This window comes from Kitasatospora sp. NPDC041988, assembly GCF_055588525.1.
Genome location: NZ_JBVJCO010000009.1, coordinates 1 through 20,328, shown reverse-complemented (window position 1 = coordinate 20,328; position 20,328 = coordinate 1). Strand labels below are relative to the sequence as shown.

Sequence of the window (20,328 nt, the reverse complement as noted above, 5' to 3'; positions counted from 1 at the left end):
CGTGGTGCCCATGTGTACACGCGCTCGGACGTCTCGCCGGCACTTCGTCTGCCCGCCCTGCCGGGTCTCGGTGAAGCGGTGGCCGGCACCGGGGCACGACCTCTGCCCACACTGCCGGGGGAAGTTGCTTGAGGCGGGGCAGGATCTGGCGGTCCCGAAGCGCCGGGACGACGCCGGATGGCGGGCGCTGACCGCCGTGCTCGCCGCCGGGGTGACGTTCCACTCGCGGTGTTGCTACGGCCCGGGGTGGCGGCCGCGGACGCCGCGCGAGGTGCGGGAGCGGCTCGCCTTGGCGCACCGCGGCGGCACCCCCGTGGCGGAGGCGATCACCACCCGGGACTTGGACGAACTCAGCGCGAGGGGCCGGGCGCAGGGGCCAGGCCGGTGCAGCCCCGCAGGCCGTCGCGCCGCTTGAGGGCGGCCTCGGCGGCGGCGCCGGCCTGCGGGACGGGCACGCCCTGGCCGTCGACGGTGGCCGGGGTGAACACCTCTGCGGTGACCTTGCCCGCCGAGGTGAGGGTCAGTGTCGTGACACCGGTCTCGTTGGAGAACGCGTAGTTGGAGGTGCCGTACCAGAGGAAGTTGCCGAAGCCGTAACCGACGTAGGTGTTGCCGAGCATGCCCGAGCCGAGCATGGTGTGCGCGTGGGTGCCGACCACCGCGGTGGCGCCGGCCGCCGCGAGCTTCTTGGCGATGGCGGTCTGGGGGCCGGTCGGGCAGGCCTTGCCCTCGTCGCCCCAGTGCAGGTAGACGAGGACGACGGGCGCCTGCTGCTTCGCCGCCTCGACCGCCTTGACCAGCGCGGCGGCGTCCAGCGCCGAGGCGATGCCCGGCTTGCTCGCACCGGCCCGCCACTTCTGGTTGGTGATGTCCTCGACCTGGCTGGCCGCGACCACGGCGACCTTCACCCCGCGCACGGTGGTGACGTACGGGGCGTACGCCTCCTTGGCGTTGTGGCCGACGCCGACGACCGGGATCGGCGAGGCGTCCTTGGCGGCGAGGGTGTCGGCGAGGCCGTCGGGGCCGAAGTCGACGGCGTGGTTGTTGGCCATCGAGACGACGTCGACGCCGGAGTCCTTGAGCGCGGTGAGCGCCTTGGGCGAGGTGCGGAAGGTGTAGGTCTTCGGCTCGGGGGCGCCGCGGTCGGTGATCGCGGTCTCCAGGTTGAGGACGGCGAGGTCCGCGTCGGAGACGGTTTTGGAGATCGGCCCGAGTGCCTGCTCCGGGGCCTTCACCGCGAGCCGGGACTCCGTCCGGCCCTCGAAGTGGACGTCGCCGGCGAACGCCACCGTGATGCTGCCGTCGGGCCGGGGTGCGGCGGCACTGCCGGACGGCGCCGGCGCCGCGGTGCCGGTCGCTCCGGCCGCAGCGGACCCGTCGGCCGCGGGCCCGGCCGCGTCGCCGGCCGGCGCGGCCTTGGCCGGGGCCGGGTCGTCCGGTCCGCAGGCGGCCACGGGTATCAGCCCGAGCAGCAGTGCGACGGCGGCCGCGGCACGGCGCATGTGAGATCCCCCCGGGGTCGGTCCAAGAGCGGTCAGCCTACGCCACTCCCCCGCGCCTCCTCCGCCCCGCCTCCACACCGTGTTCGCCCCATGTGTTCGCCCGATGTGTTCGCCCGACACCGCGACCGGACGGACCGCTCGTCCCGCCCCCGGGCTGCAGGACCACAGGACCTATGACCGCAGGACCGCAGGACCGCCCGGCCCAATCGCCCGGCCCGATGCGGCCGTGGCGTCCCTGGCGCACGGGCCGACCTGCGCGCAGCGTGGAACATGCGGCAGACGCCCACGAGACCGGGGCAGCGAGGTGATGGGTGATGGACAGCACGGGAAGCGAAGCCCAGGACGGCGGCCGGCGAGAGCGCGACGTCCGCACCAAGGACTGGCAGCTGAACCTGCACGTGGTCGAGGACCGGGACACCACCCGGGTGCACGCCGTCCTGGACGCCGACGGCAGCGTGCTGCACAGTGACGCGCTCGCCCGCCGCAACCCGCGCGACGATCCGGCGCCGGCCGTGGGCGACGAGTTCGCGGTCGGGCGGGCCTTGGTGGACCTGGGCCACCAACTGCTCCGCGCCGGTACCCGATCCGCCACCGGGGCGGCGGAGCGGACGGGCGGCTGACAGACTCCACGGGACGGATGGCAGACGACGGACGACAGCAAACGGATGACAGCCAACAGATGACAGATTCTGTCAGCCCGGGCACGGGCACCCCGGCACCCACTCCCAAGCCCCACGACACCCCTTCGCCCCACGACACCCCCGACTTCACCCCCGCTCAGCGCGCCCGCGGCCGAGCCCTGCGGCGCGCGCAGCTGCCGTGGGCACTGGGCGGGCGGCTGGCCGGCCTGACCCTGACGCTCGCGCTGGGGCTGACGCCCGCCGGGGCGGGGCTGGTGACGGCGGTGGGCGGCTGGTTCGGCGGCTCGCGGACGGCGGAGGTCCTGGCCGGGGCGGCCGCACTGGTCGTGCTCGGGCAGCTGGCGCAGCTGCCGTTCGGCGCGCGCGTCCGCTCGGTGCGCGCCCGGTACGGGCTGGTCACCCAGGGCTGGGCCGGCTGGGCGGTGGACGCGCTGCGCGGACTGGCGCTCGCCCTGGCACTGACGCTCCCCGTCGCGCTCGGGCTGTTCACGCTCACCGCCTGGTCGCCGGACCGCTGGTGGATCCCGGCGGCGGGCGCGGCGGCACTGCTCACGGCGGCGCTCTCGTTCCTCTACCCGCTGCTGGTGGAGCCGGTGTTCAACCGCTTCACCCCGATGCCGCCCGGCCCGCTGCGCGGCGCGCTGCTGGCGCTCGCCGAGCAGGACGGCGTCCGGGTGCGGGACGTCCTGGTGGCGGACGCGTCGCGGCGGACGACGGCGCTGAACGCGTACGTGTCCGGGCTGGGCGCGACGCGCCGGATCGTCGCGTACGACACGCTGCTGTCGACCGCCGAGCCGCGCGAGGTGGAGCTGGTGGTGGCGCACGAGCTGGGGCACGTCAAGCACCGGGACGTGCTGACCGGCACGCTGCTGGGCGCGGCGGGCGCGGCCGTGGTGGTCGCCCTGCTCGGCCTGCTGGCCGGCTGGGGCCCGCTGTTGTCGGCGGCCGGGGCGGCGGACGCGGCCGATCCCCGCGCGCTGCCGCTGCTCGCCGCCTGCGCCGCCCTGCTGGGCGCGCTGTCGGGCCCGGTGCAGTGCGCGGCGAGCCGCCGGATCGAGGCCCGGGCGGACCGGCACGCACTCGAACTCACGTCGGATGCCGAGCAGTTCGTCGCGATGCAGCGCAGACTGGCCTTGGCCAACGTGTCCGACGTCGACCCGCCGCGAGCGCTTGAGCTACTGTTCGCCACTCACCCGAGCGCGACGCGCCGGATCGCGGCCGCCCGCGCCTGGCAGGCCTCGGGACCCGACGGGAGCCGGGCCGGCCGAGCAGGGTGACGCCGAGCAGGGTGACGCCGAGCAGGGTGACGCCGAGCAGGGTGACGCCGAGCGGGGCGACGCCTGGCAGGCATGCGCCATCGATCATAAAATCGTTGTATAGTGCAACAAATCCCGAGGAGGTAGCCCGCCGTGCCCGGCCGCGAGATGTCGATCGACACCATCCAGCGCGAGCTGACCGCCTTCGCCCGGCGTGCCCGCCACAAGGCCAGCCAGCTGCACCCGGACCTCTCCCTGGTCACCTACAGCATCCTCGACCTGATAAACGAGCGCGGCGGCTGCCGGGCTGCGGACGTCGCGACGCACTTCATGCTGGACAAGTCCACCGTCAGCCGTCAGGTCACCGCGCTGGAGAAGCTCGGCCTGCTGCGCCGCGAGACCGACCCGGACGACCAGCGCGGCCAGATCCTGCGCGCCACCGAGGCCGGCCTCACCCTGCTGCGCGAGGCCAACGAGCAGCGCCGGGCCTCCTTCACCGCCCGCTTCACCGACTGGTCGGACGAGGACGTCGCGCGCTTCGCCGACTACCTCGCCCGCTACGGCGCCCAGGACTGAGCCACCCGCCCGGGCCCCGTCCGCGCGGCCGGCCCGCCCATGGCCGAAGTGCGGTACACCGCCCGAACGGTGTACAGAGGAGAGGTGCCACTTCGGCAGCGTCCCCGTGACCGCCGCCGGTCGTGGCGGCCCGGCCGCCACGCTCTGACGGTGCTGCCGCTCGCGCTGATCCTGGCGATCACCGTCGTCGACATCCTCGCCCCGCCCGAGATCCACCTGGGCCCGCTGCTGATCGTCGCCCCCGCCATCACCGCCTCCTTCGCGGGCGCCCGCGCCACCACCGCGGTCGCCCTGATCGCCCTCGCCGCACTGACCGTCATCGGCCTCCTGCGCGACGGCATCGACACCGCCAACCACGAGACCCAGCTCGGCGCGCAGATCGCCGTCTCGGCGCTGATCGTCGCCCTGCGGGTGCTGCGCGACCGGCACGAACGGGAGCTGGCGCAGGTCCGCTCCGTCTCCGAGGCGGCCCAGCGCGTCCTGCTGCGCCCGCTGCCCGACCGGATCGGGCCCCTCCACCTCGCCTCCGTCTACCTGGCCGCCGAGGCCGAGGCACAGGTCGGCGGGGACCTCTACGCGGCCGCCCGCACCGCCACCGGCACCCGGCTGCTGGTCGGCGACGTCCGCGGCAAGGGCCTCTCCTCGCTCGGCGACGCGGCCCTGCTGCTGGGCGCGTTCCGGGCCGCCGCCCACCTCCACGCCGACCTCCCCGACCTCGCCACCTACCTGGACGGCAGCGTCTGCTGGGACCTCGCCCAGCTCGGTGAGCAGAACCGCCTGCGCCGGGCGGTGGCGGGCGCCGTCCCGGATCCGGCACGCGACGGCCCGGCCACGGACGACACCGGCGAGTCGTTCATCACCGCCGTCATCCTGGACATCCCGGACGACGGCTCCGTGCTGCGCCTGATCGACTGCGGCCACCCGCCCCCGCTGCTGCTGCACGCCGGCGGCATCACCGCCCTCGGCGCCCGCCACCCCGCTCCACCGCTCGGGCTCGGCGAGCTGGCCCCGACCACCTACGAGGTGGAGGTGTTCCCCTTCCTCCCCGGCGACCGGCTGCTGATCTACACCGACGGCGTCATCGAGGCCCGCGACGCCGCACGGCGCTTCTACCCGCTCACCGAACGCGTCGCGGCCTGGCACGCCGACCGCCCCGGCGCCCTGCTGAACCACCTGCGCCGCGATCTGCTCGCCCACGTCGGCGGCCGGCTGGACGACGACGCGGCGATCGTCGTGGCGGAGCGGCTCGCCTGAGAGCCCGGTGCACGGGCCGGTCACGGCCGGTACGGCAGCTGCGGCACCTCGAAGCAGTTGGTGGTCATCGACACCACCTGGGTGACCCAGCCGCCCTTTCCCCCCTCCGCCGCGTCCTGCCAGCGGGCCGCGTTCAGGCAGGCCCGGGTCGGCCCGGACGGCGGCGGCTGCGGCACGAAGGAGGCGGGCAGGATCAGCCCCTGCGCGTCGTACGGCTCGGTGCGGTTCATGAACCGTTCGACGCAGGCCCGGGTGAGATCCGCGCCGCAGGAGTCCATCGCGTCGGTGAGCCACTGCGCGCCCGCCCAGCCCTCCAGCTCCCAGGCCGAGAGCAGCGGCTCCCGGTCGGGGTAGTACCGGGCCATCGCGGTGCGGAACTCCTGCACCGCCGGGTAGCGCTCGTCCTCGTAGTTGAGGCTGGACGAGGTCGCCCAGAGCGCGTTACGGCAAACGGGTGACGACTGGTAGTCGGTACGGACGGTCTCGGACCAGTTCTGGACGTTCGTCACCTTCGCCGCGACCTTCACCCCCGCCTCGTCCAGCGCCCGGCAGAGCGCCGCGTTGCCGCGGGTGTCCATGGCGTCGAAGAGCAGCTGCGAGCCGTCGGCACGGACGGCGGCGGCCACCGCCTGGAAGTTCGGCAGCGCGAAGTCGACCGTCTGCACCAGGACGCGATAGCCCTCCGCCTCCAGGCCGGCCTTCAGCTGGGCGGCGTAGCGGGCCGAGTCGGCCTGGTTGTAGGCGACCACGGCGGCGCTGCCGGCGCCCAGCCGCTCCTTGAAGTACCGGAACACCTCGGTGGTCTGGTAGAGCGTCCCGTTCCAGCCGACGGCGTGCCCGTCGCGCGGCGCGCTGCTGCCGTAGATGCCGTAGAGGTGCGGCCAGCGGTCGTACGCCGTGCCGATCGGCTGGCCGCCGATGTCCGGCACGCCCTTGCCGCTCACGTACCCGGCGCCGGCGTAGTCCAGCACGCTGCCCGAGACGAAGGCGAAGACGTGTTCCTGGTCGATCAGCCGGTGCACGCAGTCCTGGTTGCCGATGCCGCTGCCGCCGTCGTCGCAGGTGACCAGCCTGACGGTGCGCCCGTGCAGGCCGCCGCGGTCGTTCAGGGCCTGGACGAAGGCCTGCGCGCCGTAGCGCGGCCCGCTGAACACCTCGCTGCCGACCGGGCTGGTCAACGAGGTGACGATGCCGATCCTGATCTCGGCGGCGGTGACACCGGTGTCGGAGGCCGGGTTGCCGCCCGGCGTCGTACCCGCCCCCGGGGTGGGGCGGGGGCTGAACGCGCCCTCCGGCAGCCGGGTGCCGCAGGCGGTGGCGAGCAGCAGCACGAGCGCCGGCACGAGCCGAGCCGCCGGGGCGCGGCGTGCGGGCCGCCGACGGCTGGATCCGTCGGCGACCCGGCGGAACGGCGAGGCCGTCAGCTGCATCCGGGGATCGGGGTGCCGCTCGCGCCACCGGCCTGGGTGAGCAGGCCGCACAGGGTGGAGCGGGAGACCTTCCAGGTGCCGTTCTCCAGCACGGACTGTCCGGTGGCGCTCGGTTCGACCACGTTGCCCTGGAGGGAGAGCTCGTAGGTGACGGTGGCGTCGGTCGGCGAGGTGAACGCCACGTCCGACACCTTGGCCTTCACCTGGCCGACCCGCGGGTCCTGGGAGAAGCCCTGGAGGACGGGGAGCAGCACGTCACCGTTCTGGAGCAGGCTCGCCTTCTCCGGGATCGGGGTGCTGGGGTCGAAGAACTTCTCCCAGTTGGCGGTGACCTCGTTCTTGGCGGTCACCGGGTCGGCGGGCGCGGTGGCACCGGCGCTCGCGCTGGCACTCGCGCTCGCACTGACCGACGCCGACACCGACGCCGAGGCGGACACGGACGCGGACGCCGACCCCGAGGCCGTGGAACCGGACTTGCTGCTGCTGCACGCGGCCACCGTGCCCGCCAGCAGCAGCACGAGCAGCACGCTCGCCGACCGCAGGACGGGGCCGCCGCCCTGACGCGTGCCGCGGGGGTCGCGGGTGCCGCTCTGCCTCACGTGCATGGTGTTCCTCTCGACTGCGGCGATTGCGGCGCCGGCACCGTCTGCCCCGGCCGCGCCGGCCGCGCGGCCCGGATGCGCCGCGCGGCCCGCCCTGCCGATGTCCGGATGCTGTTCCAGGCCGATCCTGGAAATGTCGCAAGTGACACCATGAAGGCGGATCCATGGACGAATCGCAATCCGAGGGCGAAAGCACCCGTACCGCCGCGCAGGGGACGGGCGCCCGCCACGGCGGCGGGCTGCGGCGCCCCGCGGCGCGGGCGGTGCGGACGGTCCGGGACGCGCGCGAGTGGACCGGCTGGATCATCGCGGCCGTCGGGGCCGCCCTCTGCGTGCTCGGCTGGTACGGGGTCTCCGGCGAGCGCTTCGCCGAGCAGCAGATCCCCTACCTGGCCTCGTCCACCATCCCGGGCGCGGCGCTGATCGTGGCGGGCATCGTCCTGGTCGCCCTGCGCTCGGCCGGCCGCCCCCCGGGGCCCGCCGACCACGACGCCGACCTGACCGGCCGGCGGGTCGCGCGGCTGTACGACCTGCTGGTCGAACCCGACGACACCGCGTCCGACGACACCCCGCGCGACGCGACCGCGCCGGAGGCCGCTGCCGGCGCCGTAGGGACGGGCACCGCCCCGGTGGCCGTCCCCGAGGGCACGCTCTACCACCGGCCGGACTGCCCGCTGGTGGCCGGCAAGTCCCACGCCGAGGCGGTGGACGCCGCCGACGTCGGGGCGCGCGGGCTCACCCCGTGCCGGCTCTGCGAACCCGATGCGCCCGGCGGACCCGGCGGCCCCGATGCACCCGGCGGACCCGCCGGCACCTCCCGGCCGGGCGACGCCGCCCCGCCGGCCGGCTGAGGCGCTCCCGTGCCGGACGTCCCCGCCCTCGACTCCCTCGGCCTCACCGTCGACCTCGCGCTCGCCGGCCTCACCGTGGGCAGCGCCGCCGCGCTCAGCGGCATCGGCCTGGTCGTCTGCCACCGCGCCACCGGCGTGCTCAACCTCGCCCAGGGCGCCCAGGCCATGCTGGTCGCCTACCTGCTGCGCGACCTCGTCGTGGTGCGGCACTGGCCGGTCTGGCCGGCCGTCGCGTGCTGCCTGCTGCTGGTCGCGCCCGCGCTCGGGGTGCTGCTGGACGTCCTGGTGTACCGACCGTTGCAGCGGCGCGGGGCCGGGACCGCCGAGACCATGGTGGCCGGGCTCGGCGTGTTCGTGCTGCTCATCGGCGTGGTGGTCCTGGTCTGGGGCACGGCCCCGCTGAGCGGCGCGCCGTCCCCGTTCGGCGGCACCCCGATCGGGCTGCCCGGCGGGCACACCCTGCGCCCGGACACCGTGGCGCAGCTCGCCGCCATCCTGGTGCTCGGCGGGACGGTGGCCGCGATCACCCGGTTCACCGGGTTCGGCCTCCAGTTGCGCGCCGTCGTCGACGACCGGCGGCTCGCCCGGCTGGCCGGGGTGGACGCCGACCGGGTCTCGGCGGCGGGCTGGGCGTTCGGCTCGTTCACGGCCGGGCTGGTCGGCGTCGCCCTCGCGCCCTACCTGCTGCTCGACCCGTACGGGCTGCCGCTGCTGGTGATGGAGACGATGGCGGTCGCGGTGGCCGCCCGGCTGCGGTCCATCCCGGTGGCGGTGGCGACCGGGCTCGGCCTCGGGATCGCGCAGGCCGAACTGACCCGGCTGCGCCCGTCCGGCCAGCTGCTGCCGCTCGTGCAGGCGGTGCAGGCCAACCTGTTCGTGGTGGCGCTGCTGGCCACCGCCCTGCTGGCCGGGCCCCGGATCACCGGCGGGCAGCGCGACCGCTCCCCGCTCGCCGCACGAGGGCCGGCCGGTGGGGGCCGGGCGGCCCGGGCGGTCTGCCTGGTGCTGCTCCTGCTGCCGCTCGGCTTCCGCGGCAACGACCTGCGCAGCGCCCTGCTGGTACCGGCGCTGGCGCTGGTCCTGCTCTCCATCGTGGTGGTGACCGGCTACGGCGGGCAGATCTCGCTCGGCCAGGCCGGGTACGCGGGGCTCGGCGCGCTCGGGACGGCGCTGCTGATGTCCGGCCGGATCCCGGGCGTGCCACCCCTGCCCGCCGTACCGGCGCTGCTGTTCGCGGTGCTGGCGACCGCGCCGCTCGGGCTGCTCACCGGCTGGCCGGCGATCCGGCGGCGCGGGCTGGCACTGGCCCTGGTCACCTTCGCGGTCGGCACGGCCATGAGCCGCTTCGTCTTCCAGCAGCCGTACGCGACCACCGGGCTGACTCTCGACCGCCCCGCCTTCCTGGCCGGCGACCGCGCCTTCTACCTGGCCGAACTGCTGCTGCTGGGCGTGGGTCTGGTGGTGGTGCACGGGCTGCACCGGGGGCGGCTGGGCCGGGCACTGACGGCGATGCGCGACCACGAGCCCGGCGCGGTGGCGGCGGGGGTGGACGTCCCCGGGCTGAAGCTGTTCGCCTTCGTGGTCGGCGCGGCGCTGGCAGCGCTCGGCGGCGGGCTGATGGGCCTGGCCGGGCGGGCCTTCGACGCGGGCTCGTTCGACCCGGTGCGCGGACTGATCTGGTTCGCCGCCGTGGTGCTGGCCGGTGCGGACAGCGCGCTCGGGGCGGTGCTGGCCGCGGCGCTGCTGATCGGCCTGGACGCGGGCACCGTCGCGGGGGTGTCGGCGGTCGCGGTCGGCGTCCTCGCCGCGGCGATCGGCCGCCTGCCCGGCGGCCTCGCGGGCGTGGCGGCACGGCTGTCCCGCCGCCCACCGGCGGAGGCGGTCGGCGCGCTGCCGCCCGGGCGGCTCACCCCGGCAGGGCACCGGGCCCGCGCCCTGATCGCCGGCCGGCACGCCGCCGCCTCCGAGGAGGCGCGGCCGTGAACCGCCCCGGCACCGGCCGCGCCCGGCTGACCGCGCGGGGCGTGGTCCGCCGGTACGGGGGGATCGAGGCCGTGGCCGGGGTGGACCTGACCGCGCCGCCGGGGCGGATCACCGCGCTGATCGGGCCGAACGGTGCCGGGAAGAGCACCCTGTTCGACTGCCTGGCCGGGACGGTCCGCCCGGACGCGGGCCGGGTGCTGCTCGGCGGACGCGACATCACCCGGCTGCCCGCGCACGCCCGGGTCCGGCTCGGCCTGGCCCGCACCTTCCAGCAGATCGCCGTCTTCCCGACCCTCACGGTGGCGGACAACGTCCGGATCGGCGCCGAGCAGCAGCGCGGCCGCCGCCCGGACGCCCGCGCCGTGGACGACGCCACGGCGCGCGCCCTCGCCCTGTTCGGCCTCCAGGACGTCGCGGCCAGGCCGGCCGGCACCCAGCCGACCGGGGCGCTGCGCCTGGTGGAGCTGGCCCGCGCCCTGGCCGGCGACCCGCGGGTGCTGCTGCTGGACGAGCCGGCGGCCGGCCTGGACTCGGCGCAGACCGCCCGGCTGGTCTCCGTCCTGCGCGGCCTGGCCGACCGGGGCATGGCGCTGCTGCTGGTCGAGCACGACCCCGATCTGGTCGGGGAGTTGGCCGACACCGTGTATGCGATGGCCGGCGGCCGGGTGGTGGCCCGCGGCCCGGCCGCCGCCGTCCTCGCCGACCCCCGGGTCGCCCGGGCCTGGGGCGGGGCGGGGGTGACCGCCACGTGACCGTCGAGGCCGCCCTGTACTCGGCCCGCGTCCGGTACGGGCCGCTGGAGGCCCTGCACGGCGTGGACCTCGCCTTCCCCGCCGGCGCGGTCAGCGTCCTGCTCGGCCGCAACGGCTCCGGGCGGACCAGCGCGCTGCACGCGCTCGCCGGGGTGGTCCGCCTCGCCGCCGGGCGGGTGGTCTGGCAGGGGCGGGACGTCACCGCACTGGGCGTCCACCGGCGGGTACGGCTGGGGCTGGCGCTGGTGCCGGCGGAGCGGGCGGTCTTCACTTCGCTGACGGTGGCCGAGCACCTCGGGCTCGGCGGTTCCGGGGTCTCCGGAGCCGGGGAGGCGCTGGCGCTCTTCCCCGAGCTGTCCGCCCTGCTGCCCCGCCGGGCCGGGACGCTCTCCGGCGGTCAGCAGCAACTGGTCGCCCTGGCACGGGCGTTGACCTCGCAACCGCGCCTGCTCCTGCTGGACGAGCCGGACCGCGGCCTCGCGCCCGCCGTCACCGCCCGGCTGCACGCACACCTCCTGGACACGGCGGCCGCCGAGGGCCGGACGGTCGTGCTTACCGCGCAGTCGCTCCCGCGCAGCCTGACCGGAGCGGCCGTCGTCCATGTGCTGCACCGGGGCGAGGTCACCTTCTCCGGGGAGCCCGCCGAGTGCTGAACGGCGAGGTGCTGGGCACCCGACGCCCTACTGCGCCAGGTAGCCGCCGTCCACCGGAAGCACCACGCCGGTGATGAAGGACGCGTCGTCGGAGGCCAGGAACAGCACGGCGGCGGCCACCTCGGCGGGGGCGCCCAGGCGGCCCATCGGGTGGAGCTTCTCGATCGCCGTGAGGTACTCGGGGCCGCCCGGCTCGTCCCGGAGACGGCTGACGCGTTCGGTGGTGATGGTGCCGGGGGCCACGGCGTTGACCCGGATGCCGCGGTCGGCCCATTCGACGGCGAGGTGCTTGGTCAGGCCGGACGCGACGAACTTGGCGGGCCCGTAGACGGCCTGGCCGCGCTGGCCGGCCTCGCCGGAGATGGACGAGACGCAGACGATCGCGCCACCGGCACCGCCGGGCGCCGCCATCGCCTCCACCGCGTACTTGCAGGTGAGGAACATGCCGCGGCCGTCGACGGCCATCACCTGGTCCCAGTCCTCGGCGCTCGCCTCGGTGATCTCCATCAGCGGGATCACGCCCGCGTTGGCCACCAGGACGTCCAGGCGGCCGTGCCGGTCGACGGCGGCGCCGATCATCCGGCGGGCGTCGTCGTCCCGGGAGACGTCGCCGACCACCGTGCTGACGGCCCGCGGGAGTTGCTCCGCCAGTTTCCGCAGGCCGTCGGCGTCCACGTCGGTCGCGACGACCGACGCGCCCTCCCGGGCGAAGCGTTCGGCCACCGCGCGGCCGATCCCGCTGGCCGCGCCGGTCACCACGCACACCTTGCCGGCCAGCCGGCCACCGTACGAGAAATCGCTCACCTCGGTCATGACACCGGACTCTACCGACGATGCGTCAGAACGACTGGTTCGCGCAGCGGTTCACCAGCCTGTGGCGGCCGACGCCGGCCGGGCCCGCCGTCAGCCGAGGATGCGCCGCTCGTACGCCTGGGCCACGGCCGCCGCCCGGTCGGCCGCGCCCAGCTTGGCGTAGATGTGGGTGAGGTGGGTCTTCACGGTGGCCTCGCTGATGAACAGCACCCGGGCGATCTCCCGGTTCGAGGTGCCCTTGGCCACCAGGGCCAGCACCTCGCGCTCGCGCGTCGACAGGAGGGTCTCCGCCTCGGCCTCCCCCTGGCCGCGCACCGCCTCACTGCGGGCCGCCGGAGTGCGCACCGCGGCGACCAGCCGGGAGGCGACCGCCGGGGAGAGCACGGTGCGGCCCTCGGCCGCGGCGCGCACCGCGGTGAACAGTTCGTCGCGCGGCGCGTCCTTCAAGAGGTAGCCGGTGGCGCCCGCCTCGATGGCGGGGAGGGTGTCGGCGTCCGTGTCGTACGTGGTGAGGACGAGGACGCGGGCCCGCGCGCCCCGGCGGGTGAGGGCGGTGATCGCCTCGACCCCGCCGCCACCCGGCATCCGCAGGTCCATCAGGACGACGTCGGGGTCGAGGGCGGCGACGGATGCCACGGCCTCCGGGCCGCTCGACGCCTCGCCCAGCACCCGGAACCCGGGGTCGGCGGCGAACATGCCGCGCAGGCCGTCACGGACGACGGGGTGGTCGTCGACGAGGAGCAGGGTGATCACGTCAGCGCTCATGGCGCACCAACGGTACGCGAGCCGAGATCGCCGTCCCGAAGCCGGGTTCGGACTCGACGGTGACCGAGCCCGCGATGCGTTCGGCCCGGGCCCGCATGCCGGCCAGGCCGAAGCCGCCGGTGCCGGCGCGCGCGGAGGCGGCGGGCAGGGCGAGCGGGTCGAAGCCCCGCCCGTCGTCCCGGACGTCCAGGACGACCTCGTCGTCGATGAAGGAGAGGGTGACGCCGAGGCGGCTCGCCCGCGCGTGCCGGGCGGCGTTGGCGAGCGCCTCCTGGGCGATCCGCAGCAGCGTGGCGGCGATCTCGCCGTGCAGCTCCTCCATCGTGCCGGTGACGGTGAACTCGGCCCGCACGCCCGTCCGTTCGTGCCAGTCGGCGACCGTCTTGCGCAGCGCCCCGGGGAGCGTGTCGTGCTCCAACGCCGCCGGCGAGAGGTTGCGGACGGAACGCCGGGCCTCGCCGAGGCTGAGCCGGGCGAGGTCGGCGGCGCGATCCAGGTGCTCGCGGGCCGCCGCCGGGTCGGGGGTGGTGGCGCCGGCCTGGAGCTGCGTGACGATCCCGGCCAGGCCCTGCGCGATCGTGTCGTGGATCTCGGCGGCCATCCGGGTGCGCTCGTCGGCGACCCCGGCCTCCCGGGCCTGCACCAGCAGTTGGGCGTGCAGGGCGGCGTTCTCCGCCAGGGCCTGTTCGAGCGCGGCGTTGGCGCGGGCCAGTTCCTCGATCGTGGCGGCCTGGATCCGGGCCCGGTCGGCCTCCTGGGAGGCGATCCGGCTGACCACGACCAGCAGCGCGAGGTGGACGGTGAACACCCCGGCGAAGGCGATCCGGCCCACCGTCCCGTGCGGCGGGAGCCCGCCGGACTGGGCGCCGGCCAGGACCACCGCGGTGGCGACCAGGCCGGGCCAGCGCAGCCGGCGCGACAGCAGCCGTTCCGCGTCGAAGTAGCCGGCGGCCGCGTAGGTCGAGAAGAACGGGTTCTGCCAGGCGAGTCCGAAGGCGAACGCCCAGCGCACCGCGTAGTAGCCGGCGCTCCGGGCAGACGGCCCGGGGTGGTCCCGCGCCACCACCGCCCACCACCCCTGCAACGCGAACGCCGCGGCGGCCAGCGCCCCGGTGACCGCCCACCGCCCGCGGTCCATGCCGAGCAGCCGGGAGGTCGCCACCGAGACGGCGAGGCCGGCGCCGAGGAGGACGAACGGGCCCCAGCGGTGGAAGGCCACCCAGCGCCGCTCCACGGCGGTGAACGCCGCCGCGGCACTCTCCGCGCCCGCCTTCGCCCGGCTGTCGCCGGCCACGCCGCTCTCCCCCGCCGCCGCGCCCGCTGCCCCGCCCACCGCCCCGCCCCCGATGATCACCGGCCCAGTCTGCACGAGGCTATTCCCAGCGGAACCAGCGGGCGGCCGCCGCCGAGAGCGCCACCGTCCACAGGACGAGCACGCCCAGGTGGTCCCAGCCCGGCCGGCCGCCCGCCGACGCCTGGCCGAGCGCCTGGGCGGCGGCGCCGAACGGGGTGAGGCCGACGATCCGGGCGAGCACGTCCGGCATCGCCTGGACCGGCAGCCAGACGCCCGCGCAGAACATCATCGGGAAGTAGACCGCCGAACCGATCCCGGAGGCGATCTTCGAGGTGCGGGAGAGCGCCGACACCAGCGCGCCCAGCGCCAGCGCGCCGAGGGTCGCCGGCAGCAGGGCGAGCAGGTAGCCGAACGGCTGCCGCGGCAACGGCACGTCGAAGACGATCCGGCCCACCGCCAGCGACAGGACGGCGGAGAGCAGCGCGGCCGCGCCGTGCAGGACGGCCTGCGCCCGGAGCAGCGCGCCGGCACGTACCGGGGTGGTCGACATCCGGCGCAGGATGCCGCGTTCCCGGTAGCCGGTGACGACCGGCGCCATGGCCTGGAGCCCGGCCGTGAGCATCGCGATCAGCACCGACACGGGTGCGTACGCGTCGACGAAGCGGATGCCGCCGAGCGACGCGTCGGGCGTGCGGAAGGCCGGGATCGAGCCGAGGATCACCAGCAGCAGCGTGGGGAAGGCCAGGATCCAGAAGACGCCGGCCGGCTCGCGCAGGAAGAGGCGGGCCTCCGCCCGCAGGACGGCGGCGCCCGGGCCGCGCCGTCCGTCCGTCCCGGTCCCGATGGCTGCGGCGGTCATGACGAGGCTCCGGTGAGGTCGAGGAACGCGTCGTCCAGGGTGGCGTCGGTGACGCGCAGTTGGTGGGCGGTGACGCGGTTCCGGGCGAGCAGGGTGAGGACGGCGCCGACGGTCTCGTCGGTCCCGGCCAGGGTGAGGCGGCCGTCCTTGGTGGCGACGGAGACGAGCCCCGGCAGCGCGGCGAGATCGGGCCCGGCCAGCGGCGCGGAGGGCGTGAACGAGATGACGGTCGCCCCCGCGGCCCGGCCGACCAGTCCGCCCGGGGTGTCGAGCGCGACGACCCGGCCCCGGTCCAGGACGGCGATCCGGTCACAGAGCCGCTGCGCCTCCTCCATGAAATGGGTGACCAGGAGGACGGTGACCCCGCCCGCCCGGACCGACTCGATGAGGTCCCAGGTGGCGCGGCGGGCGCGCGGGTCGAGCCCGGTGGTCAGCTCGTCCAGGACGACGACGCGCGGCCGGCCGATCAGCGCCAGCGCGATGAAAAGCCGCTGCTTCTGACCGCCGCTGAGGTCCGTGAACCGGGCGGAGAGCCGGTCGGTGAGGCTCAGCCGCTCCGCCAGCTGCCGCCAGTCGGCGGGGTCCGGGTAGCAGGCGGCATACAGCTCCAGCGCCTCGCGTACGGTCAGCTTGGGCTGGAGCTCGCTCGCCTGGAGCTGGACGCCGAGGACGCGGGTGGTGGCGGCTCGGTCCGCGCGCGGGTCGAACCCGGCGACCCGCACGACGCCGGCGTCGGGAGCGCGCAGCCCGGCGACGCACTCCACCAGAGTGGTCTTGCCGGCGCCGTTGGGGCCGAGGATGCCGAAGATCTCGCTCTCGGCGACGGCGAAGGAGACGCCGTCGACCACGGTGCGGCCCGCATAGGACTTCTGAAGGCCGGTCACCTCGATGACGTGGCCCAGGGCGGGCGGTGCTGGACTGCCGGGAGGTTTCATGGGTCCAGCGTCGCGGCCGGCGGGGCCGGGCGGCATCCGCCGATCCGCTCGGCCCCGCGCGCCCCGCATCAACCGATCGGTTGATGCGGGGCGCCCTGTCCGGGCGCCCCCGGGCGGTGCGACGGAGCCTCAGCCGACCGAGAGGACGATCTTGCCCCGCACGTGCCCGCGCTCGCTCTCCTGCTGCGCCTGCGCCGCCTCCGCCAGCGGGAACACCCGCTGGACCGGCAGCCGCAGGGTGCCCTCCTCGTGCAGCGCGACGGCACCGGCCAGCGCCGGGCCGTGGTACTCGACCGCCTCCGAGCCCCCGCTGAACCGCACCCCGTACGTGGCCGCACCCTCCCAGTCGGCGATGGTCAGCACGTGCTCGGCGCCGCCGGCCAGCTCGATCGAGAACGGCAGGACGTCGCCCTGGCCGGCCGCGTCCAGCACCTTGTCCACGCCCTGCGGGGCGGCGGCCCACACCCGCTCGGCCAGCCCGTCCCCGTACGCGACCGGTATCGCGCCCAGTTCGCGCAGGTGCGCGTGGTTGGCCTCGCTCGCGGTGCCGATCACCGTGATCCCGCGCGAGCGGGCGAACTGCAGCAGCACCGTGCCGACGCCGCCGGCCGCGCCGTGCACCAGCAGCGTCTGGCCGCTCTTGACGCCCAGCAGGTCCAGCGAGCGCCAGGCCGTCTCGGCCGCCACCGGGATCGCCGCGGCCTCCTCCCAGCTGAGCGTGGCCGGCTTGCGGACCAGCTTGCCGGCCTCCAGCAGCGCGTGTTCGGCGTACCCGCCGCCGAAGGTCAGGCCGAACACCTCGTCGCCGGGCTGCCATTCGGTCACGCCCTCGCCGACCGCCGCCACGACGCCCGCCACCTCGGAGCCGGTCACATAGGGGAACGTCAGCGGGAAGAGCTCCGTCAGCGCGCCGTTGCGCAGTTTGTAATCCAGCGGGTTGACGCCCGCGGTGCGGACGGCGATCCGCACCTGGCCTGGCCCGGGGGCGGGCAGGTCGATCTCGATCGGGCGCAGCACGTCCGCGCCGCCGTACTCGGAGAAGCCGATGGCCTTCGTCATGGGGATCCCACCGTTCCTGGTATCTCGGGAAGTTCGTCGTGGTGACGGGTCCAGCCTGGCGGGCCGGCGGGTGATCACCGGCCCGCCGTTCGGCCGGTTCGACCTGTCCGAACGGCCAGGCCGCCGGCCGGCCGGCCCAACTAGGCTGGACGGCATGGTGGAACACGTGCACGACAGCGGGGAGCCGTCCGAGGCCCGGCCGTGGGAGCGGCCCGACGATGCGCTGGCGCGGGCCGTCGAGGTGCTGCGCACGCCCCGGCCGGCCATCCTGCCGCGGTTCTCCGAGATCCTCGCCGACCTCGTCCCGCACACCGCGATCGCCCAGCTCAGCGGCGTCTGCACGTACTCCCCCACCAACGCCTTCGGCGCCGCCGACCTGGCCGGGCGGATCACCAGCCTGGAACTGGCCCGGCTCGCGGAGGCGGTGGAGCCCGGCCGGCCGTGGCAGGGCGAGGCTGTGCTGGCGGGCCGGCTCCGGCCGGCCGTGGCGGTCGCCTCGGCGCCGGCCGGCAGCAACGGCGCGCTGCTGGTGCTGGTCCGGGAGAGCGCCGGCCCGCTGCCCGCGCGGGCGCTCGCCGTCCTCCAGCAGCTGTGGGAGCTGGTCACCACCCACTCCCACCACCGCGCCGCCGACGCCGCCCCCGTGCACGCGGCCGCCTCCCGCGCCTCGGCCAGCGCCCGGGCCCGAGCGATCGCCGAGCTGAGCGGCGCCCACGCCTCCGCCCTCACCGCGATCCTCGCCCCGCTGCGCTCGGCCGCCCTGGACGACGCCACCGCCCGCCGCAGCGCCACCGAACTCGCCGTCGACGCCCTGCTCGGCCTGCGCGCGGGCGCCGACCTCGACCGGGAGCTGAGCGAGGAGCCCGCCGCCACCGCCTTCGCCCGACTCGCCGACGAGCTGCGCCCGTTGCTGCGGCACAGCCCCGTCCGGCTGGACCTGCTGCCCCCGGCAGCGGGTGACCGTTCCGTCCCGGCCGACACCGCGCATACCGCTCGGGCCGCCGTCCGCTCCACCGTGCTCACCATGCTGGAGCAGGACAACCTGACTCGCCTGCACGTGAGTTGGCAGTTCGTGGCGGACACCGTCCGGGCCGTGGTCCGCGACGACGGCCCCGGCCTGCTGGCCACCGACGCACTCGCCGTCCACCGCACCACCGACCGGATCGCCGCCCTGGCCGGCCGCCTGACCGTCGACGCCGTCCCCGGCTGGGGCACCACCGTCACCGTCGACCTACCGCTGAACGTGCCCGCCGCGCCCGCCGCCACGGACCCCCTGGAGGGGCTCCAGCCACGGGAGTTGGAGGTCCTCGACCAGCTCGCGCAGGGCCGCCGCAACCGGGAGATCGCCCTGACCCTGCACATCAGCGAGTCCACGGTGAAGTTCCATGTGGCCAACATCCTGGCCAAGTTGGGCGTCGCCTCGCGCGGTGAGGCCGCCGCCCTGGCCCACCGCGCCGGCATGCCCGCCGCGACCGCGCTGTACGCGGCGTCCTGAGCGGGCCGGCTCTCTGGTCAGAAGTGACGCAGCTCCGGCCAGAGGACGTTGCTGCGAGTGAAGGGACTGCCGGCCGCGTCGTAGGCTCGACCCATGACCGCCTCCGCCGCCTCCGGGCTCTGGGAACCGACCGCCCCCGGCGTGCTGCGCCTGCCGTCCGGCCGGCTGGTCCGGGGGCGCGGCCTGCTCCGGCCGGCGCCATCGGGCCCGGCACCCACCTTCGGCCTCTACCTGCTGGGCCGCCGTCCCGCGGAATTCCACTGGGAGACCAGGTGGCTCCGCTGGCCGGACTTCCGGCTGCCCGCCGACCACGCCGAAGCCGCCGAGGCCCTGCGGGAGGCCTGGGAGCGGTCGGCCTCCGAGCGGGTCGAACTGGCCTGCGCGGGCGGCCACGGCCGGACGGGCACGGCGCTCGCCTGCCTGGCAATCCTGGACGGGGTGCCGGCCGGCGAGGCGGTGGCGTACGTGCGGGAGCACTACGACCGGCACGCGGTGGAGACGCCGTGGCAGCGGCGGTTCGTGGAGCGGTTCGGGTAGCGGGCGCGGGCCTGGACGGCTCGGCTACCGGGCCGAGGCGGCGGCCAGGATGTGCCCCGGATTGACGAGGGCGGCCCACCAGGTGGAGATGTCGTCCTCGGGGTCGTCGGGCTGCGGGGTGCGCCAGCTGACGGCGGCGTGCAGGACGGCCTCGTCGCCCGGCTCGAAGGGCGGAAGGGTCCAGGAGATGCCGCGGTGGTCGTCCAGGTACTCGACTCCCCAGGTGAGGCGGGGCGAGCGGCGGTAGACGTCGTCGAGGTCGGCGGCCCAGCGGCGGGGCATGGAGTCACCGGCCTCCGCCCGTGCGCAGATCTCCTCCTCGTCCGAGCCGCCGAGGGTGAGGACGGTGCCGGCGTTCTCAAGGGACACGGCGGCGACGGCCTGCCCGCCGTCGTAGCCGCTCTCGACGTCGGCCGGCACGGCGCGGAAGGTCGCGGAGAGCTGGACGCGTCGCAGCGCGGTGCGGGCCTTCACGTGCCAGACGGCGCCCCAGCACGCATCGACCGGGAGCGTGAAGTCGGTGGCGGACGCCTCGAACGGGCAGAGCAGCAGCTCCAGTTCGGCGTCGTCGTCCTCCCAGCGGTGGACGAGGGCGCCCCCGGGCAGGCGGTCGGCACGCGTCGGCTGCCGCGGCACCGCCCGGCGGTCGATCACCCCGTGGAACTCCAGCAGGCCCACGGGCGTGGCGACGGCGGGCACGGCGGGCACGAAGGGCCCCGGAAGCCTGGGGACGGAGGGCAGCAGACCGGACACGTCGAGAGCCTAGACCGTGCTGAGATTCACCGACGATGTCACCGACCTCCTGCGACGTCCCCGGGCGCCGACAAGGGGTCACACCCACCGAGGCCGCCGAACGCTCTTCCTTCCGCCGGCTGAATTCCCTGGACGGCACGCTGAAGGACCTGCTGGCATAGGTGGAATGAGCTCCTTCTGGACAGGCAAGCGGGTACGGCTACGCGGTATCGAGCCCGAGGACGAGCAATAGTCAAGACTTGTGGATCGACGGGAGCTCAGCGGTAGCGCGGGAGCCCGCCGAGGTCGGGAAGCTCGTCCTCGAAGTCACAGGCGGCA

At 75.6% G+C, this 20,328-nt stretch carries 21 protein-coding genes; 11 read left to right on the top strand and 10 right to left on the bottom strand.

Translation table 11 applies throughout. The features are described from left to right. Positions 1-350: 350 nt before the first annotated feature. The gene (locus tag ACZ6NC_RS11560; protein ID WP_465731410.1) at positions 351-1,502 is read right to left on the bottom strand and encodes a CapA family protein; all 1,152 of its coding nucleotides are present in this window, start codon (positions 1,500-1,502) and stop codon (positions 351-353) included. Between the two features lie 314 nt (positions 1,503-1,816). Between ACZ6NC_RS11560 and ACZ6NC_RS11555 the strand changes: the two genes are divergently transcribed. From ACZ6NC_RS11555 to ACZ6NC_RS11540, 4 genes are all read left to right on the top strand, one after another. Further along, complete coding sequence (locus ACZ6NC_RS11555; RefSeq protein WP_465731408.1) at positions 1,817-2,122, top strand: dsRBD fold-containing protein; 306 nt, start codon at positions 1,817-1,819, stop codon at positions 2,120-2,122. Positions 2,123-2,181: 59 nt separating this feature from the next. Then, entirely contained in the window at positions 2,182-3,420 is a 1,239-nt protein-coding gene (locus ACZ6NC_RS11550; RefSeq protein ID WP_465731406.1) for a M48 family metalloprotease, read from the top strand. A 132-nt stretch (positions 3,421-3,552) separates the two neighbouring features. Continuing rightward, on the top strand, positions 3,553-3,975 hold the full coding sequence (locus tag ACZ6NC_RS11545) for a MarR family winged helix-turn-helix transcriptional regulator (protein WP_465731404.1): 423 nt from the start codon (positions 3,553-3,555) through the stop codon (positions 3,973-3,975). 150 nt (positions 3,976-4,125) lie between these two features. Continuing rightward, on the top strand, positions 4,126-5,229 hold the full coding sequence (locus tag ACZ6NC_RS11540; RefSeq protein ID WP_465731402.1) for a PP2C family protein-serine/threonine phosphatase: 1,104 nt from the start codon (positions 4,126-4,128) through the stop codon (positions 5,227-5,229). Positions 5,230-5,249: 20 nt separating this feature from the next. On the opposite strand, the gene ACZ6NC_RS11535 is transcribed toward ACZ6NC_RS11540, so the two are convergent. Beyond that, complete coding sequence (locus tag ACZ6NC_RS11535) at positions 5,250-6,659, bottom strand: ABC transporter substrate-binding protein (RefSeq protein ID WP_465731400.1); 1,410 nt, start codon at positions 6,657-6,659, stop codon at positions 5,250-5,252. Next, a complete protein-coding gene (locus ACZ6NC_RS11530) occupies positions 6,650-7,009 on the bottom strand; it encodes an MTB12 C-terminal domain-containing protein (protein WP_465731398.1) in 360 nt (119 codons plus the stop codon). Before ACZ6NC_RS11530 ends, ACZ6NC_RS11535 begins: the two co-directional genes overlap by 10 nt. Here ACZ6NC_RS11530 and ACZ6NC_RS11525 point away from each other — a divergent pair. The 5 genes from ACZ6NC_RS11525 to ACZ6NC_RS11505 all read left to right on the top strand — a co-directional run bounded on the left by ACZ6NC_RS11525 (position 6,999) and on the right by ACZ6NC_RS11505 (position 11,500). Beyond that, the gene (locus ACZ6NC_RS11525; RefSeq protein ID WP_465731396.1) at positions 6,999-7,220 is read left to right on the top strand and encodes a hypothetical protein; all 222 of its coding nucleotides are present in this window, start codon (positions 6,999-7,001) and stop codon (positions 7,218-7,220) included. The two genes, ACZ6NC_RS11530 and ACZ6NC_RS11525, sit on opposite strands and share 11 nt — an antisense overlap. Before the next feature lie 205 nt (positions 7,221-7,425). Then, the gene (locus ACZ6NC_RS11520) at positions 7,426-8,112 is read left to right on the top strand and encodes a hypothetical protein (RefSeq protein ID WP_465731395.1); all 687 of its coding nucleotides are present in this window, start codon (positions 7,426-7,428) and stop codon (positions 8,110-8,112) included. 9 nt (positions 8,113-8,121) lie between these two features. Next, positions 8,122-10,095: a branched-chain amino acid ABC transporter permease gene (locus ACZ6NC_RS11515; RefSeq protein WP_465731393.1), complete on the top strand. Its 1,974-nt coding sequence runs from the start codon at positions 8,122-8,124 to the stop codon at positions 10,093-10,095. Beyond that, a complete protein-coding gene (locus ACZ6NC_RS11510) occupies positions 10,092-10,847 on the top strand; it encodes an ABC transporter ATP-binding protein (protein ID WP_465731391.1) in 756 nt (251 codons plus the stop codon). Before ACZ6NC_RS11515 ends, ACZ6NC_RS11510 begins: the two co-directional genes overlap by 4 nt. Next, entirely contained in the window at positions 10,844-11,500 is a 657-nt protein-coding gene (locus tag ACZ6NC_RS11505) for an ABC transporter ATP-binding protein (protein WP_465731389.1), read from the top strand. The genes ACZ6NC_RS11510 and ACZ6NC_RS11505 overlap by 4 nt, the downstream gene beginning before the upstream one ends. A gap of 27 nt (positions 11,501-11,527) precedes the next feature. Here the strand turns inward: ACZ6NC_RS11505 and ACZ6NC_RS11500 are convergent, their stop codons facing one another. From ACZ6NC_RS11500 to ACZ6NC_RS11475, 6 genes are all read right to left on the bottom strand, one after another. After that, the gene (locus tag ACZ6NC_RS11500; RefSeq protein WP_465731387.1) at positions 11,528-12,313 is read right to left on the bottom strand and encodes an SDR family NAD(P)-dependent oxidoreductase; all 786 of its coding nucleotides are present in this window, start codon (positions 12,311-12,313) and stop codon (positions 11,528-11,530) included. Positions 12,314-12,403: 90 nt separating this feature from the next. Next, positions 12,404-13,078: a response regulator gene (locus ACZ6NC_RS11495; protein ID WP_465731385.1), complete on the bottom strand. Its 675-nt coding sequence runs from the start codon at positions 13,076-13,078 to the stop codon at positions 12,404-12,406. After that, complete coding sequence (locus ACZ6NC_RS11490; RefSeq protein WP_465731732.1) at positions 13,068-14,372, bottom strand: sensor histidine kinase; 1,305 nt, start codon at positions 14,370-14,372, stop codon at positions 13,068-13,070. The genes ACZ6NC_RS11495 and ACZ6NC_RS11490 overlap by 11 nt, the downstream gene beginning before the upstream one ends. 79 nt (positions 14,373-14,451) lie before the next feature. Then, positions 14,452-15,231 carry an ABC transporter permease gene (locus ACZ6NC_RS11485; RefSeq protein ID WP_465731383.1) on the bottom strand — a complete coding sequence of 260 codons (780 nt, stop codon included), beginning with the start codon at positions 15,229-15,231 and terminating at the stop codon, positions 14,452-14,454. Further along, positions 15,228-16,166, bottom strand: coding sequence for an ABC transporter ATP-binding protein (locus tag ACZ6NC_RS11480; RefSeq protein ID WP_465731381.1), 939 nt, complete (start codon positions 16,164-16,166; stop codon positions 15,228-15,230). Before ACZ6NC_RS11480 ends, ACZ6NC_RS11485 begins: the two co-directional genes overlap by 4 nt. 129 nt (positions 16,167-16,295) lie before the next feature. Then, positions 16,296-17,225: an NADP-dependent oxidoreductase gene (locus tag ACZ6NC_RS11475; protein WP_465731379.1), complete on the bottom strand. Its 930-nt coding sequence runs from the start codon at positions 17,223-17,225 to the stop codon at positions 16,296-16,298. A gap of 154 nt (positions 17,226-17,379) precedes the next feature. On the opposite strand from ACZ6NC_RS11475, the gene ACZ6NC_RS11470 reads away from it, so the two are divergent. Together ACZ6NC_RS11470 and ACZ6NC_RS11465 are read left to right on the top strand one after the other, a co-directional pair. After that, positions 17,380-18,720, top strand: a complete 1,341-nt coding sequence (locus tag ACZ6NC_RS11470) for a helix-turn-helix transcriptional regulator (protein ID WP_465731377.1) — start codon at positions 17,380-17,382, stop codon at positions 18,718-18,720. A gap of 93 nt (positions 18,721-18,813) precedes the next feature. Next, positions 18,814-19,257: a protein-tyrosine phosphatase family protein gene (locus ACZ6NC_RS11465; protein ID WP_465731375.1), complete on the top strand. Its 444-nt coding sequence runs from the start codon at positions 18,814-18,816 to the stop codon at positions 19,255-19,257. Positions 19,258-19,281: 24 nt separating this feature from the next. Here the strand turns inward: ACZ6NC_RS11465 and ACZ6NC_RS11460 are convergent, their stop codons facing one another. After that, positions 19,282-20,010: a hypothetical protein gene (locus ACZ6NC_RS11460; protein ID WP_465731373.1), complete on the bottom strand. Its 729-nt coding sequence runs from the start codon at positions 20,008-20,010 to the stop codon at positions 19,282-19,284. Positions 20,011-20,328: the final 318 nt, after the last annotated feature.

Excerpts from the sequence above, each read along its gene's own strand:
- ACZ6NC_RS11560 (WP_465731410.1), bottom strand. The coding sequence starts at position 1,502 with ATGCGCCGTGCCGCGGCCGCCGTCGCACTGCTGCTCGGGCTGATACCC.
- ACZ6NC_RS11555 (WP_465731408.1), top strand. The coding sequence starts at position 1,817 with ATGGACAGCACGGGAAGCGAAGCCCAGGACGGCGGCCGGCGAGAGCGC.
- ACZ6NC_RS11550 (WP_465731406.1), top strand. The coding sequence starts at position 2,182 with ATGACAGATTCTGTCAGCCCGGGCACGGGCACCCCGGCACCCACTCCC.
- ACZ6NC_RS11535 (WP_465731400.1), bottom strand. The coding sequence starts at position 6,659 with ATGCAGCTGACGGCCTCGCCGTTCCGCCGGGTCGCCGACGGATCCAGC.
- ACZ6NC_RS11520 (WP_465731395.1), top strand. The coding sequence starts at position 7,426 with ATGGACGAATCGCAATCCGAGGGCGAAAGCACCCGTACCGCCGCGCAG.
- ACZ6NC_RS11500 (WP_465731387.1), bottom strand. The coding sequence starts at position 12,313 with ATGACCGAGGTGAGCGATTTCTCGTACGGTGGCCGGCTGGCCGGCAAG.
- ACZ6NC_RS11495 (WP_465731385.1), bottom strand. The coding sequence starts at position 13,078 with ATGAGCGCTGACGTGATCACCCTGCTCCTCGTCGACGACCACCCCGTC.
- ACZ6NC_RS11485 (WP_465731383.1), bottom strand. The coding sequence starts at position 15,231 with ATGACCGCCGCAGCCATCGGGACCGGGACGGACGGACGGCGCGGCCCG.
- ACZ6NC_RS11480 (WP_465731381.1), bottom strand. The coding sequence starts at position 16,166 with ATGAAACCTCCCGGCAGTCCAGCACCGCCCGCCCTGGGCCACGTCATC.
- ACZ6NC_RS11475 (WP_465731379.1), bottom strand. The coding sequence starts at position 17,225 with ATGACGAAGGCCATCGGCTTCTCCGAGTACGGCGGCGCGGACGTGCTG.
- ACZ6NC_RS11470 (WP_465731377.1), top strand. The coding sequence starts at position 17,380 with ATGGTGGAACACGTGCACGACAGCGGGGAGCCGTCCGAGGCCCGGCCG.
- ACZ6NC_RS11465 (WP_465731375.1), top strand. The coding sequence starts at position 18,814 with ATGACCGCCTCCGCCGCCTCCGGGCTCTGGGAACCGACCGCCCCCGGC.